This is a genomic window from Pseudarcicella hirudinis (genome assembly GCF_900115665.1).
In the GTDB taxonomy this organism is placed as follows: domain Bacteria; phylum Bacteroidota; class Bacteroidia; order Cytophagales; family Spirosomataceae; genus Pseudarcicella; species Pseudarcicella hirudinis.
In genome coordinates this window covers 378,989-396,227 of the sequence record NZ_FOXH01000002.1, presented here as the reverse complement: position 1 = coordinate 396,227, position 17,239 = coordinate 378,989, and the positions used below count along the sequence as shown (strand labels likewise).

Sequence of the window (17,239 nt, the reverse complement as noted above, 5' to 3'; positions counted from 1 at the left end):
TTAATCAGCTTTATAATGGTTTTCAGGTACGGGTTTAAACCACCTGAGTACCTTCATCCACCACAATAATGTGTGCTTTTCCACCCTCTTTCTCAATTGCTTCAACAACAGCTTCAGCATTTTCAGGCGCATAGGCAAACATACAGCCTCCCCCGCCCGATCCATTGATTTTTGCACCCAATGCTCCGGCTTTCAGAGAAGCGTCAATCATTCTGTCTATTTTTTCAGTAGAAATACGCTTGGCGTCACGAAGATTATCCTGATGCTGATTCAAAAGCTGTCCTAAACGAATATCATTGATATTGTTCATCTCAAACATTTTCTTAGCTTCCTGCAAAATATCTCTGTCCGACAAATTACTTTTGAAAAGAATGAATTCATCTTCTGTCAGAAGATTGCGGTAAGTATCAGCTTTTTCCTGCGGGAAAGTGTGTAAATCAAAAGAGTTATCAAATTCTTTGATTTTACGCATGGCTTCCAGCATGCCGTATTTCACATGCTTCAGGATTCCTAAAGTATCTTTGGCCTGTAAAGAATCTCCCAATACGAAAGTACCCAAAGTAGGCTTGTATTTCCCGATATGAATTTTCGGATAAGATTCAAGATACATAATATTGCCAATAGCGGTGGCATACTGATCCATTCTTCCTCCGGGTTCTCCGAACTCTTCCACTTCAGCAAGATAAGCCAGTTCTCCTACATACTTATTGATGTTTTCATGCTGAAAACCCGACATTTCCAGCAAAAATTTAGTCCAGGAAACAACAAGTGCAGAGGAGCTGGATGTTCCGGAATTTATAGGAATATTTCCGGTTACTGTAATTTCAAAACCATTTTCAAAACTCAGGTTATCTTTTCGCTTTAAAAGGTTTAATACACTTTTAAAATAGTCCCGTCCTTTATCATACGCTAATTTTCCATTCAACTCAAACTCTTCTCTCCCTCCCACATCCGGTAAATGAATAATGATCTTATTATCTGGTCGTGTTTGTCCGCTGATACAGATCCTCCTTGAAATTGCAGCCGCAATCACCGGTAAACCCAGATAATCCTGGTGTTCTCCGAAAAGGCAGATCCGACCCGGGGTCGAAATCGTTATTAATTTATTTTTCATTTGATATTTTAATCAGGTTATGCCTAAGCGGTTCAGCTTAAAACACCTATCGTTTAATGGAACTTATGTGTACTTCAAACCCGGGCAGAATCCTGAAGGATAGTTCCTTCAAAACATCCTTATCCGGTTTTTCATAGTTACAGGTGAAAATCTTTTCAAATGTAAGAGAGTTTTTTTCAAGAACTAACCTGAAAGTAATCAGAAGCTTATGAATGAATTTGCGCAACCGTTTGCACAGCCAACACAAACGGTTGCGCAAATTTTATATTCTTTGTATATAATTTTGCACATGATAAAGAAAATTTAATTCTGTTAACTTTATGAGGCATTGGACAAATTAACAATACTATTATGAGCACAAATCCAACGATGAAAGAAATAGCCAAAGAGCTGGGTACTTCTGTCTCTACAGTCTCCCGCGCTTTGCAAAACCACCCTCGCATTGGATTAAGAATGAAGGAGCGGGTAAAAGAACTGGCATTAAAGTTAAATTATGTCCCTAATTCAACAGCCATTCACCTGAAGAAGAAAAGAAATTATAACATCGGCATTGTATTACCCTATCTTACCGAACAATTCTTCTCTCTGGCAATTACAGGAATTGAGGATATTTTATTTGAAAAAGGCTATCGGGCTTTGGTTGTACAATCAAGAAATGATTACGAACGTGAAAAACAATCTATCACTTCTCTTATTCAGCATGGCGTTGACGGCATTATCGTTTCAGTAGCCTCTGAAACCTATAATTACAGCCATTTCAATGAGCTTAACAGTCATGGTATTCCTATTGTATTTTTCGACAGGGTTGTGAAAATCCTGCCGAACAGCTGTGTTTACGGAGATATTGCTATCGGGGCTTTTGAAGCGGTGGAGTACCTGATTTCTCAGGGAATGACCAAAATTGCATTACTCAACGGGCCGAGTACACTTATTGCCTCAGATGAAAGACTTACCGGATACATCAAAGCGCTTAAAAAGCATGATGCCCAGATCAATATCAATTACATCAAAAGTGTTGACCTTTCGAAAGAGGATACTATCAGAAAAACACATGAATTACTGAATCTGGAGGAACCTCCGCAGGCAGTGCTGGCATTTCATGATTACGTAGCACTGGATTCTATGCAGATCTGCAGAGAAAGGGGGTTTGCCATTAACAAGGATATATTCTTTGTGAGTTTTTCAAATCTTTCATTCTGCTCCTATCTCGAGCAGCCTCCTATTGCTTCAGTAGAACAGTTTCCTTATGAAATGGGCGAAAAAGCCGCAAAAATTCTGATAAAAGCCATTGAGCATCCTGCTGATTATATCCGCCAGGAAATAATTATTAAATCAAAACTGGTAATCAGATAAGTACGATTTGTCTCACAAAGGGGGACAGATTTTAAAAAAATTAGCAAAAAATTGCAATCCTGAAAAAAATCATCAACAATTCAGTAATCTTTCAGGCAAGCAATTCAATGAAAAAACTCTTATTAACGGGCATCGGGCTACTTTGTTCCTGGCAAATTTTTGCTCAGAATGCCCCTTTCCCAAAACATTATCTTTGTTACAGAACCTCCACTCCTGTTAAAATCGACGGTCATTTATCGGAAAATTCCTGGAAAAATGCTGAATGGACTGAAAAGTTCGTAGACATTGAAGGCGATAAAAAGCCCGCTCCGGCACAGGATACCAAAATAAAGATGTTATGGGATGACCACTATCTTTACATTGCTGCGGTATTGGAGGAAAAAGATATCTGGGCCTATCAAAATAAGAAAGATCAGATCGTTTTTCTGGAAAATGATTTTGAGGTTTTCCTTGATCCGGACGGAGATACTCACAATTACTTCGAACTGGAAATTAATGCACTGAACAATACCTTCGATCTTTTTCTTTCAAAACCATACCGAAACGGAGGCCCTGCCCTGATCAGCTGGGATGTAAAAGGACTAAAATCTGCGGTTTCCATTGAAGGTACCGTTAATAATCCCTCTGACAAGGACAAGCGGTGGACAATCGAAATGGCGATTCCTTTCTCTTCTGTTACTCTGGGTACAAAGTCGGGAGAAATTCCTAAAGACCGATCTTTCTGGAAAGCCAATTTCTCAAGGGTTGAATGGCAGACTAAAGTCGTCAATGGCAAATATATTCGTCTCGAAAACCCGGAAAATCATCAGCTTTTACCTGAAAACAATTGGGTCTGGACTCCACAGGGAGCAATAGATATGCACAAACCTGAGCGTTGGGGTTATCTGATTTTCAGTACCAATGAAGCAGGAAAACCAGCTTCTGCTTTTGAGATCCCTTATGAAGAGAAAATGAGAGCTTTTATATGGGATCTGTACTATAAGGAGCAGGCTTTCTTCCACGAAAACAAAAGATTCACACAGGATATCAAAGAATTAGGCCTTTCACAAAATGATATTATGATTGATTCTTTCAGCAATATCATTACGCCGGAAGCCTCTGCACACAGCTTTATTATCACTCTTGATTGTCCGGACAAGAACCTGAAAGTCTCAGTAAACAACGACAGTAAAATTAACACTTCTTTCACCCAACCATGAAAAAACGTACATTCCTTAAAAACCTGGGATTAGGGGCTATCACATTAACAGGACTCCCGCAAAAATCTGTTGCAAAAACCTCAGATTCAAATGAAAGCAAACTTAAAAACTGGGTCTGGGTTAATCCCGACCACAAAGAGAAAGAAGAAGTACTGAAAGAACGTTACGCAAAATTCAAGGCAAACGGTATTACAGGCGTCTTTTTTGAAGCCGATGATGAAAAGCATTTCACTATTGCAAAACAACAGGGGCTCAGTACACATCGCTGGATATGGACACTCAACCGTGGCGAAGAGAGTTTGTTAAAGGCTCATCCGGAATGGTACGCGCACAACAGAAAAGGAGAATCATGTGCAACACAACCTCCTTATGTTAATTATTATCGCTGGCTTTGTCCATCCAGACCGGAAGTTCATAGTTATCTTGAAAACATCGTTAAAACCGAACTCAGCAAACCATACGTGGACGGGATTCATCTGGATTATGTACGCTATTGTGACGTAATTCTTCCGGTAGCGCTTTGGAAAAACTACGGAATCAAGCAAAATCAGGAATTACCTCAGTATGATTATTGCTATTGCAAAGTTTGTCAGGAAAAGTTTAAAGAGAAAAAAGGCATTGACATTTTAAGTCTCGAAAATCCGGATCAGAACCTTTCCTGGAGAAAATTCAGATATGACAATGTAACCAGATTGGTAAATCATTTATCAGCTACCGCAGCAAGTTTCAAAAAGCCGATAACTGCGGCGGTTTTCCCAACACCTGAAGTAGCAAAACGTATTGTACGTCAGGACTGGACAAACTGGAATCTAAGCGCCGTTTGTCCGATGATCTATCACAGATTTTATGAAGAAGATGTACAATGGATCGGAGATGCTGTAGAGGAAGGTGTAAGAATTTTACATGGAAAATTTCCATTATACGCAGGGCTTTTTCTTCCGGATTTCAAAAGCCAGGAAGAACTGGAAACAGGCATTACTTTGGCACTGAAAAACGGAGCATCCGGTGTCTCCTTGTTCGGAAATGTAGATGACAAAGTGTTAGCGGCTTTAAGTAAAGTTGTTAAAACCAAATAATTTCATTTTCAAAAAATCATAAAAAAAACCTGGCTGGGAATTTTCCTCAAACCAGGTTTTTTATTAGTTACACCGTTTATCTATCTCTTGACACTCACCCATTTACTACTGTCGAAATTGGATGAAGAAACCCTCAACAGATAAAGCCCATCATTTAAAGTATTAATATTGATATAGTAACGACCATCAAGCAGGGTGATATTTCCTGTAAAAATCGGAGCACCCATTCTGTCATAAATTGTTACAGTTGCATTCTCAAGATTATATTGTGTTTCAATGAATAACTTATCCCCGGAAACCGGATTCGGATAAACACCCAGACCATTATATGCTTCTTCAGCCTTGAAAGTACGTTCAACCGAGGCAGAGTAACAAACCATATTCGCCTGATTTACAACATAAACCTTTTTCTTTCTTACTGAGTAATTGCCATTACTGCTTGCTTTTATGATGCTTGCAGTATCAGCAATTAATTTTCCTGCAAGTTTCCATTCATAACCATCTCCCAGACCAAAGCTGTTTGCTTCAAGGTTGAATACCCCGGTTTTCGAAACAGTCGGTGTTTCCGGTAAATCCAAAGCCCGGGTAGCAATAACATCCGAAGAAACGGAGATACAATTGAACTGGTTTATTACTTTTACGGTAAACATTCCGGTTTTATTAAGATCAACACTTTGTGAGGTTTCTCCGTTAGACCATCTGTATCCAAACTCCGTACTTGATGTTAGCGTAACCTTACTATCGGCACAGAAAGTCGTTGAACTTTGTGCAGAAACAGAAGGCTTGGCCGGATTCGGATTTACCGTAACGCTCAATGTATCTGAAGGAAGTGAATTACACCCAAATTCATTGGTAACGATTACAGCAAATTTTCCTGAGTTTTTCACCAAAAGCGTTTGAGAAGAAGCATTGGTATTCCATGTATATTTTTGCGCATTGGCTACACTCAAAGTTACCTGACCACCATCACAGAAAGTAGTATTTCCATTTGCCGAGATAACAGGTTTTTGCGGAAGCGCATTTACTTTTACTGAAACCGGTACTGACTCTGCACTGCAACCTACCTCATTTTTCACAGAAACGACATAAGTACCTGTTTTTTGTACAACAATTTTAGGCGTTACCGCACTTCCTCCAGCAGTATTCCATAAATAGGATTTATAGGCAGGATCTGAAGAAGCGGTAAGTTCCACTTTATTTCCATCGCAAAATTCCAGTAAACCATCTGCTTTTATTGCCGGAATATTCGGAGATAAATTCACTTTCACAGTCAAAATATCTGATTGCGGAGATTTACAGCCAAAATCATTTTCAACGGTCAGTCCATAATTTCCTGAAATGCCCGGTTTAATGCTTTGAGTTGTTTCTCCGCTGGACCACAGATATTTCGTTGCTTTTGTAGCGGTTAAAGTAGTTAAATTATTATCACAGTAGGTTAATGGTGCATTTGCTGAAATAGATGGCTTAGCCGGATTCGGATTTACTTTAATCAGAATTTCTTCAGAATAAAGTGACACGCACCCAACCTGATCAGTAGCTCTTACCGCATATTTTCGCGTTGAAGAACTTCCCTGCAAAGCCTTAATTGTTTTAAAACCAGTACCTTTTTCTCCGGTTTTCCACTCATAACTGATGATCTGAGAAGTTGGCGTTTCAATAACGTTGGCGGTTAAATCAACACTACTTCCTTCACAAAACTCTGTAGGTCCGGAAGCTTTAATTATCGGAGCATCCGGCAATTTGTGAACGATCACTTCAAGAGTTGCTTTTGGTGAATTACAACCATTATTGTCTGTAACTACCAGGTCATAAACACCTCGTTCGGTTATCCCTGCAATAAACTGAGTAGCATATGTTTTTCCATCCTGACGAGACCAGCTATATCTGAAAGCAGGATCTGTACTTATTGTCAGGTTAATTTTCACATCTTCACAAACAGTTGTTTTTCCATCAGCATAAATTTTAGGTTTAGCCGGATTTGGCAAAACATTTACAAAAACAGAGCCGGATTCAGGAGACACACAACCAAGGTAATTGGTAGCTCTCAAAGAATAACGACCTGATATTTCAGCCCAGTATTCCTTCTGATAACCAACATTTGTTCCTTCCTTATACCAGCGTAATTCAGAAAAATCTCCCTGGGTCTGAGCAACAAGTTGTACCGAAAGCCCCTGGCAGAAGCTCAATGAAGATTTTGGCACAATCACCGGAGCACTCGGAAGCGGAACAGCCGTAATCATTACCGATTCTGATTCTCTCTGACAACGGTCACTGAATGTAATGACTGAATAACGACCCGATTCACTGACTCCCAGTTCACGGTTGGTACGTCCGCCAAGTATTTGTCCGTCTTTTTTCCATTGATAGCCTTTTACCTCTCTGTCGTTATTCCCGATCAGCGTTGTGGCATCACCTGCACAGAAAGCTACTTTTCCGCTCATAACCTTGATACTGGCTTCCGGAAGTGGCGAAATGGTAACCAATGTTCTCACTCTTAAACTATGAATACCACCAACTTCGCAATCTGCATAAACATAATCAGAAGTTTTAAATACATCCGGAGACATAAATGCATTTCCTGTGGCAATAGGATTGCCTCCTGAAGCCCACCAATACCAGTTAACAGTTCCGGCACATCCTGTGGCATTAACAGTTGGCTTACCCCAGTCGCATAAAATCGGAGCATCAAGCGTCGGAGCGTCAGGTAATGGGATAACGGTTATATAAATACTTCCCCTTGAACTGGTACAGGTACTTTTATTACATTCCGCATAGAAAGTTGTACTTGAACTTAGTATTACAGTTTCATAACGGAAAGAGTTCAGACTTACATTTGGTAACAGGTTATTATTTGCATCGAACCAGTTAACAGAATTACCATCGCAATCAGCTTCTAATATTACCGATCCTGGTCCGATTAAAGGGTTGGTACCACCCACTACTGCAATTGTCGGCGTGGAAAGTGCCGTTTTAGTTACAACTACCTGCTCAAAATGCGTACAACCGCTGGCATCGGTAACCTTCAGGCAATAAGTATTCGGAGTGGTTACCACCAAAGAGCTTCCGGTTGAATTATCACACCATAAATAGCTGACAGGATTTTTAGCACCGGTTACATTTACTGTCAGGGTAACCTGTGAGGATGAACATAAATCCCCGTTTCCGGTAATCGTTGCCGACAATCGGCACTCATCGTAATTTACTACAACAGAGCTGGTTGAAGAACAGCCAAAGTCGTCTGTAACTTTAATATTTACCGTAGTATTCTGGGTAAAAGGACCCACTTCAGGATTAGCAATAGTTGCATCATCGATGCTGACCACAGGTGATGTTGTCCATTCATAGGTATAAGGAGTTGTTCCTCCGGAGGCAGTTGTAACGCCGGTCAGTTTATAGGTTTCCAAACCTGTAAAAGTTCCTCCCGGTCCTGCCGATGCAATAAGTCCCGAACAATCTCTCAGGGTAATCTTACCTTCTGTTCTGTCACTTACTGCCAGGCCGATTGTACATTGTGCATAAAAAGAAATTGCTGCTGTAACCGGATCAGGAGACTGGAATGTTACCCCTGTTCCTAAAACAGTAAGGTCTGCTGTACTAGAACTTCCGAACCAGTTAACGGTACCTCCGGTACATCCTGTTGCTTCCAATGTTCCTTTTGTTCCGGATACTACCAGAATTGCCGCTACTGTAATGATTGGTTTGGGAGTAATTGTAATGATTTTGCCATAAGCAGTACTGTTGTTCTGGCCGTCATTAACGACAAATGATGTTGTCCGGCTACCCGTGTTAGGGGTGGCTGAAGTATTTGAGTACTTAACTGCCCTGAAAGCCGCCTGCCATTGAGCTACGGTTGCATAAGGGCTGGCTGAACTTAAGGACATTACACCTGCTGAATAAGACCCGGTAATATTCCCCATAGTTCCTGCATCATAATCAAAAGACAAAACATCTTCTCCACTCTGGAAATTTACGGCAATCGAAACAGTCCCGCTTCTCAAAGTAAGATCATCTATATCAGAAACAGTAACACCGGGATCTATCACCACAGATGGAGTTGTTCCCTGAATAAATGCGGTAGGTCCTCCGCTGGTTATCAGTACAGGAGGATTATTTACGTACTGTATTGAAAACTGAGTAGCTGCAGTATTATTATTTCCACTTCCGTCAACAGCTATATTAGCCGGAACATCCACCGTGATTGTACCATTAATTGACGGTAAAAGGTCAGCTGAATAATTTGTTCCGGAACCTGTGAAATTACTGAGTGATCCACCTGAAACAACGACATCTCCATTGGTAAAATCACTTACACTTTTACTGAAAACAAAGGTAAGAGGAATAGGACTGGTAGAAGTCGGATTGGATGAGGTGCTGGCAATTGTGACACCCGGCTTAGTACGGTCAGATACGATACTGAACTGAGTAGCTGCTGTGTTGCCATTACCCGCCAGATCATTAGCAACACCTGCACCTACATTTACTGTAATCGTTCCATCACCGCCCGGCGTGATTTCCACTGAATAATTTGACCCGGAACCTGTGAAATTTCCTTTTGTCCCGCCGGCTACAGTAATATCTCCGATGGCAAATCCGGTAACGCTCTCACTAAAAGTGAAGTTTACCACGATAGGACTGGCGTTTGTAGGACTCGTTGAAGTGCTTGAAATGGCGACTGTCGGAGCGGTTCTGTCTGATACAATACTAAATTGCGTCGCTGCCGTATTTCCATTATTCGCTCCATCATTTGCCACATTTGCAGCTACATCGACTGTTATGGTTCCATCTCCTGTTGGGGTAACATCTACTGAATAACCTGAACCAGAGCCAGTAAAGTTAGACTTAGAACCTCCGGCTACAGTAATATCTCCGATAACAAATCCGGTAACATTTTTACTGAATGTAAAATTAACCGTAATCGGACTGGTATTTGTAGGACTCGTTGAGGTACTTGAAACAGACACAGAAGGATTAGTTCTTTCTGAAACAATGCTGAACTGAGTAGCCTCAGTATTTCCGTTACCTGCCGCATCATTTGCTGCATTTCCTCCTACGTTAACAGTAATTGTTCCATCTGCAGCAGGCGTTATATCAACTGAATAAGATGATCCTGAGCCGGTAAAATTAGACTTGGTTCCTCCTGCTACAGTGATATCTCCCACGGCAAATCCGGTAACATTTTCACTGAATGTAAAATTAACCGTAATCGGACTGGCATTTGTAGGACTCGTTGAAGTACTTGAGATTACTACTGTTGGAGCAGTCATGTCAGATACAATGCTGAACTGAGTAGCTGCTGTGTTGCCATTACCCGCCAGATCATTAGCAACACCTGCACCTACATTTACTGTAATCGTTCCATCACCGCCCGGCGTGATTTCCACTGAATAATTTGACCCGGAACCTGTGAAATTTCCTTTTGTCCCGCCTGCTACTGTAATATCTCCGATAGTAAATCCGGTAACGCTCTCACTAAAAGTGAAGTTTACCACGATAGGACTGGCGTTTGTAGGACTCGTTGAAGTGCTTGAAATGGCGACTGTCGGAGCAGTTCTGTCCGACACAATACTAAATTGCGTTGCCGCAGCATTCCCATTCCCCGTACCATCAGTTGCTACACCTGCAGCCACATCAACGGTTATGGTTCCGTCTCCGGAAGGAGTAATGTCAACCGAATAGGATGTTCCCGAACCTGTGAAATTAGATTTGGAGCCTCCTGCCACAGTGATATCTCCGATGGCAAATCCGGTAACACTTTTACTGAAAGTAAAATTAACCGTAACAGGACTGGCATTCGTCGGACTAGCTGAGGCACTTGCAATTGTTACAGTTGGAATAGTTCTATCCGAGACTATACTAAACTGCGTGGCTGCAGGGTTTCCATTACCTGCTGCATCATTGGCTGCTCCTGCCCCAACATCGACCGTAATTGTTCCGTCTGCTGATGGTGTAATATTTACTGAATAACTTGAACCCGAACCTGTAAAATTGGATTTTGTCCCTCCCGCTACAATAATATCTCCAATCACAAATCCCGTAACATTTTTACTGAAATTGATATTAACTACTATCGGGCTGGCATTTGTAGGACTTGTTGAGGTACTGGTTATTGTCGCTACCGGTGCTGTTCTGTCTGATACTATACTGAATTGCGTCGCTGCTGTATTCGGATTTCCTGACAAATCATTGGCTACACCCGCAGCTACATCAACCGTAATTGTACCGTCTGCTGTAGGTGTAACTTCTACTGAATAACTTGAACCCGAACCTGTGAAGTTCCCTTTTGTACCGCCCGCTACCGTGATATCTCCGATCACAAATCCTGTAACATTCTTGTTGAAATTAATATTAATAACAATCGGATTAGCATTTGTCGGGCTTGTTGAGGTACTTGAGATGACAACTGTTGGTGCTGTTCTGTCAGATACTATACTAAATTGCGTCGCTGCGGTATTATTGTTACCAACTGCATCTGTAGCTACACCTGCGGCTACATCTACTGTGATCGTTCCGTCTGCTGTTGGAGTAACATCTACTGAATAACTTGAACCGGAACCTGTGAAATTGGATTTGGTCCCGCCCGCTACTGTAATATCTCCGATGGCAAAACCCGTAACATTTTCACTGAATGTGAAATTAACTGTAATAGGGCTATTACTTGTAGGACTGGTCGAGGTACTGGTAATTGCTACCGTAGGTGCTGTACGGTCTGATACTATACTGAATTGCGTTGCTGCCGTATTTCCGTTTCCTGCTGCATCGTTTGCTACATTTCCAGCAACATTTACTGTAATTGTTCCATCCGCTGTTGGCGTTATATCTACTGAATAACTTGAACCGGAACCCGTGAAATTAGATTTGGTCGCTCCCGCTACCGTAATATCTCCGATTACAAAACCAGTCACATTTTTACTGAATGTGAAATTAACTGTAATAGGACTCGCATTGGTCGGACTTGTTGTAACACTTGTAATTGTTACTGTCGGTGCTGTTCTGTCTGATACTATACTGAATTGTGTCGCTGCTGTATTCGGATTTCCTGCCAGATCATTGGCTACACCCGCAGCTACATCTACAGTGATCGTTCCATCTGCCGTAGGTGTAACTTCTACTGAATAACTTGAACCCGAACCTGTGAAGTTCCCTTTTGTACCGCCCGCTACCGTGATATCTCCGATGGCAAACCCGGTAACACTTTCATTAAATGTGAAGTTAACTACGATAGGATTAGCATTAGTCGGGCTTGTTGAAGTACTTGAGATGACAACTGTTGGAGATGTTTTGTCAGATACTATACTAAATTGCGTTGCGGCGGTATTATTGTTACCAACCGCATCAGTAGCTACACCTGCGGCTACATCTACTGTGATCGTTCCATCTGCTGTTGGAGTAACATCTACCGAATAACTTGAACCTGAACCTGTGAAATTGGATTTGGTTCCGCCCGCTACTGTAATATCTCCGATGGCAAAACCCGTAACATTTTCACTGAATGTGAAATTAACTGTAATAGGGCTATTACTTGTAGGACTGGTCGAGGTACTGGTAATTGTTACAGTCGGTGCTGTCCGGTCTGATACTATACTGAATTGCGTTGCTGCCGTATTTCCGTTTCCTGCTGCATCGTTTGCTACATTTCCGGCAACATTTACCGTAATTGTTCCATCTGCTGTTGGCGTTATATCTACTGAATAACTTGAACCGGAACCCGTGAAATTAGATTTGGTCGCTCCGGCTACTGTAATATCTCCGATTACAAAACCCGTAACATTTTTACTGAATGTGAAATTAACTGTAATAGGACTCGCATTGGTCGGACTTGTTGTGACACTCGTAATTGTTACTGTCGGTGCTGTTCTGTCTGATACTATACTGAATTGTGTCGCTGCTGTATTTGGATTTCCTGCCAAATCATTGGCTACACCCGCAGCTACATCAACCGTAATTGTACCGTCTGCTGTAGGTGTAACTTCTACTGAATAACTTGAACCCGAACCTGTGAAGTTCCCTTTTGTACCGCCTGCTACTGTAATATCCCCAATTGTAAATCCGGTAACACTTTCATTAAATGTGAAGTTAACTACGATAGGATTAGCATTTGTCGGGCTTGTTGAGGTACTTGAGATAACAACTGTTGGTGCTGTTCTGTCAGATACTATACTAAATTGCGTTGCTGCTGTATTATTGTTACCAACTGCATCTGTAGCTACACCTGCAGCTACATTCACAGTGATCGTTCCGTCTGCTGTCGGAGTAACATCTACTGAATAGCTTGAACCCGAACCTGTGAAATTGGATTTGGTCCCACCCGCTACTGTAATATCTCCGATGGCAAAACCCGTAACATTTTCACTGAATGTGAAATTAACTGTAATGGGACTATTACTTGTAGGACTGGTCGAGGTACTGGTAATTGTTACCGTCGGTGCTGTCCGGTCAGATACAATACTGAATTGCGTTGCTGCCGTATTTCCGTTTCCTGCTGCATCGTTTGCTACATTTCCAGCAACATTTACCGTTATTGTTCCATCTGCTGTTGGTGTTATATCTACTGAATAACTTGAACCGGAACCCGTGAAATTAGATTTGGTCGCTCCGGCTACTGTAATATCTCCAATCACAAAACCAGTCACATTTTCATTGAATGTAAAATTAACTGTAATCGGACTCGCATTGGTCGGACTCGATGTAACACTTGTAATCGTTACTGTCGGTGCTGTCCGATCTGAAACAATACTGAATTGTGTCGCTGCTGTATTCGGATTTGAAAATACATCCACCGCTACACCCGCTGCTACATCCACCGTAATTGTACCGTCTGCTGAAGGCGTAACATCTACAGAATAACTTGAACCTGAGCCTGTAAAATTAGATTTTGTGCCGCCTGCTACTGTAATATCTCCGATGGTAAACCCGGTAACACTTTTACTGAAAGTAAAATTAACCGTAATCGGACTCGCATTGGTCGGACTTGCAGAAGTACTTGAAATCGTAACATTTGGTACAGATCTATCAGAAACAATACTAAACTGCGTCGCTGCTGTATTTCCGTTTCCTGCTGCATCTGTTGCTACTGCGGCAGCAACATCAACTGTTATTGTTCCGTCTGCTGTCGGGGTGATATCTACAGAATAAGATGAACCGGAACCTGTAAAATTGGATTTTGTTCCTCCTGCTACTGTAATATCTCCGATCACAAAACCGGTAACACTTTCGCTGAAATTAAAATTGACCGTAATCGGACTCGCATTGGTCGGATTAGAGGCAGAACTTGATATAGCAACAGTCGGAGCCGTTTTATCTATTGTATAAACCTCTCCTGAAGTAAACGCTGCATTGACATTGGGAGTTACCCCACTTGTACCTGTAAAATCTAATCTGATCGTTCCTGAGCCTGTGCCTGTACCAACAGTTATGGTCCAGTTTGTCCCTGATCCGCTAACACTTGAAATACTAGTCGATGAAACGCCTGTGGTAGTCAGACTGAAATCTGAAACATCCACGCCAGTCACACTCTGGGCAAAAACTACATTATAACTTACTGTGCCTGCATTGGTAGGGGTCGAACCGGCTCTTGAAATAGAAGAGACAACAGTATTTGTTGAGAAAGAAATCTGATTTCCGTAACCAGTATTAACTGAGTTAATTGCATAGGCTTTAACATAAACGGTAGCTCCTTGCGGAAGCCCGGGTACACTTGCACTAAAACTTCCCGTTCCACTTCCATTACCCACTTTATTATCTGCGGTTGTCGGATTAGAACTTGTTGACCAAACTATTCCACGATCTGTTACACTGGCTCCTCCGTCTGCTGTAACATTTCCACCTAAAGTTGCAGAAGTAGTACTAACTCCCGATTGCGCAGTGGTAGTTACTGTTGGTGCAGAAGGCAAAGTAAATGTAGCAGGAAATACTCCGCCTGAAGAAAGATTCCATGCGGTTGAGTTATCTCCCAGCCAATTGGAAGGGTTAGCTATTGCAGCCAGAATACTGGTTTTTGTTCCGGAGGTTGTTCCGGCATAATACATGTTATCAAATCCGTAGTTGGCACTTCCTGATGCTCCCGTTCCTGATGAGAGGAAACCTGTAGATGAATTGGAAGTAAGTACAGCTTCATTAGTAGAGGCAAGACCCGGAGGTGCATAGGACAAATTATCACCGGTATTAGTCGTAGTGGTCTGCCATGACCCTAGTGAAGGATAATTTGTGCTTGATTGTCCTGTATTTAAAGCATATATAAAAGTAGCGCCTGTTGTTGTTCCGGATGTTCCTGTATATACAATAATCTGATCCCCTGTTCCGGGGAAACCATTGGTTGTACCACCCAAAGATCCTGTGACTGTTTGCCCTGAGATTCCTGAATTTGTACAAAAAAAGACTGTTCCTGCGGTGATTTTAGAAGGGGTAGTCCAGGTCATATGTCCTTCATTAACAGCATTCACATTGAATACTCCTGTGTTGGTTATCCCTGCATCTGTAAAATGGATAACGGTTGATGCCGGAATGTCAGCTAATACCACAAAAGCCCAGCGCTGGTTCGGGAAAGTGTCATCGGCATTGATACCGATGATGGCGATATCCCCCGGGGATATCTGACCAAATGTTATCGTTGATGTAGTAAGGAGAGTTATAATCGATAACAGTCTGAATAATTGATGTATAAAATGTTTCATAATTTTAATCCTTTCAGCTTTAATACTGATGATTGCATTTAGGTTATTACTCGTAATGACTTTCAGGTTAGAGGTGGTCAGGTTTTATTTATTCGGTCTGTCAAAAAAATAGACAGACCGAATAAACGGTCTATCTATTTTACTAATTCCTTGAAGGATATACTCCGTAAAGTGCGATGATATAATTTACTGCTAAATATGGCTGCATATTACTATGAGGTAATGTGGAACCCGCCAGCGATACTGCAGTAGGGGCTAAAATAGCACCATTGGGAGCGGTTGAGTACTCACTTACCACTGCTGCGTCTCCACCTACTGTTGCCGCAATTTCTCCGGGATAATTTCCGATCGGAGTTGAAGCATCAGAAGCAGCATTCTTATCAGCAATTAAGTGATTGTGACGTGGAATTTCAGAACTTAATAAAGTAACGTTCTCTACTCCGGAAGCTTCTCCCAAATCGTAAATAGTGCCTGTGGTAGAAGTACCCTGACAAACGGGACCTCTTCCTCTCAAATCGGGCAGGCCAAATGTAACCTTTCCATCCCCTCCATAGGTAGTTCCTAATATTGAGAATAAAGCTGTATTTTGTGCAATCGGCAATAATTGTCCTGCACAAAACGCCCAATCCCTCGGAGCAAAATTTCCGGCGAATAGGCGAATTTCTCCAATGTATGGTTCCATAATTATTGCTCGATTTTAGTTTCTTGAAGGGAAAATTCCGGTTGTAGCAATGATATAATTCAAAGCCAGATAAGGCATACGGTTTTCATGTGGTAAACTTCCACCAGTCAGACTTAATGCATTAGGATTCATGGTACCATCGGCTGTAGTTCCATAAGAATTTACAGTAATGGGGTCACCACCTGCTGTACCATTTACAGTACCTAATACATTTCCTTGTGCTGAGCTGGCAGTTGCAGGAAGAGAACTTGCCTGAATCAGGTGATTGTGAGCAGGAATCTGAGTTAAAGTAAGCGTAACAGATTCTACCCCTGCAGCTTCGCCTAAAACATAATTAGTCAAACCCGGACCTTGTCCCTGGGAGATTGCTACTCTACCTCTTAAGTCCGGCAAAGCAAAAGTAGTCTGCCCATTTCCTCCATACGTTGTTCCCAGGATAGAAAACAAAGCGGTGTTAGTACTGATTGCAAGAATTTGTCCCTGACACAAAGCCCATCCTCTTGGCGCAAAGTTGCCGGCGAAAAGGCGAATCTCGCCTAAAAACTGATCTCCCATAGTTTTAAAAAAGGTTAAATTGTTATATATAGTTTGAAAAAATGCACACGCAAGAATACAGAGAACCAATGGGCGTGCGAAAACACGAACACAGTAAACACTCTGTCTAAAAAAAATCTTTATGGGTTACATTGAAAATTCATAATGCAGGTTTCAGGCCTGATTATGGAGAGATTATTATTTCAGCGTTTTTCATAATTAATGGTGTGTTAAAATTCAGGATATCTTAAATGTCTAGAACATAGAATAATGTGAAGGCCATCAGGCTTTCATAAAACCGAAACAAGCTGAACTGATAAATCAGAACGAAAGAAGCGCTAAATCTCCTGTCTTGAAGAATGTGGTGAATCCAATGAGGCAATTATTGAACTCTCTGAAATTTTGGGTTTTGGGTAGATTTTCATTTTCATAGATCATTGAATATTAAGTGTGTTAACTGGGCGTATTCTATATATTAAGGAATTTCACAAGTAAATCCTGTTTTTTATAAAATGCATCCAAAAATACAGCTTTTCAAAAATAAAACAAACTGATCATAAAATACTTAACATTCATTTCCTCATTTAAACACCGAAAATCAGCATAAATTC

At 41.4% G+C, this 17,239-nt stretch carries 7 protein-coding genes; 3 read left to right on the top strand and 4 right to left on the bottom strand.

Features of this window, described 5'->3' with window-relative positions; all coding sequences use genetic code 11:
* Positions 1-34 precede the first annotated feature (34 nt).
* Entirely contained in the window at positions 35-1,114 is a 1,080-nt protein-coding gene (locus BM179_RS04730) for a GHMP family kinase ATP-binding protein (RefSeq protein ID WP_092012979.1), read from the bottom strand.
* 351 nt (positions 1,115-1,465) lie between these two features.
* Between BM179_RS04730 and BM179_RS04725 the strand changes: the two genes are divergently transcribed.
* The 3 genes from BM179_RS04725 (at position 1,466) to BM179_RS04715 (ending at position 4,742) form a co-directional block, all read left to right on the top strand.
* Positions 1,466-2,467: a LacI family DNA-binding transcriptional regulator gene (locus tag BM179_RS04725; RefSeq protein WP_092012976.1), complete on the top strand. Its 1,002-nt coding sequence runs from the start codon at positions 1,466-1,468 to the stop codon at positions 2,465-2,467.
* Between the two features lie 107 nt (positions 2,468-2,574).
* A complete protein-coding gene (locus BM179_RS04720; protein WP_092012973.1) occupies positions 2,575-3,666 on the top strand; it encodes a carbohydrate-binding family 9-like protein in 1,092 nt (363 codons plus the stop codon).
* Positions 3,663-4,742 (top strand): family 10 glycosylhydrolase, encoded by a 1,080-nt coding sequence (locus BM179_RS04715; RefSeq protein ID WP_092012970.1) that lies wholly within the window; start codon positions 3,663-3,665, stop codon positions 4,740-4,742. The genes BM179_RS04720 and BM179_RS04715 overlap by 4 nt, the downstream gene beginning before the upstream one ends.
* Positions 4,743-4,822: 80 nt before the next feature.
* Here BM179_RS04715 and BM179_RS04710 read toward each other — a convergent pair whose 3' ends face one another.
* From BM179_RS04710 to BM179_RS04700, 3 genes are all read right to left on the bottom strand, one after another.
* Positions 4,823-15,412: an Ig-like domain-containing protein gene (locus BM179_RS04710; protein ID WP_092012967.1), complete on the bottom strand. Its 10,590-nt coding sequence runs from the start codon at positions 15,410-15,412 to the stop codon at positions 4,823-4,825.
* Between the two features lie 142 nt (positions 15,413-15,554).
* Positions 15,555-16,094, bottom strand: a complete 540-nt coding sequence (locus tag BM179_RS04705; RefSeq protein ID WP_218159163.1) for a phage tail protein — start codon at positions 16,092-16,094, stop codon at positions 15,555-15,557.
* Between the two features lie 15 nt (positions 16,095-16,109).
* On the bottom strand, positions 16,110-16,649 hold the full coding sequence (locus tag BM179_RS04700; RefSeq protein ID WP_092012961.1) for a phage tail protein: 540 nt from the start codon (positions 16,647-16,649) through the stop codon (positions 16,110-16,112).
* Between the last annotated feature and the right edge of the window lie 590 nt (positions 16,650-17,239).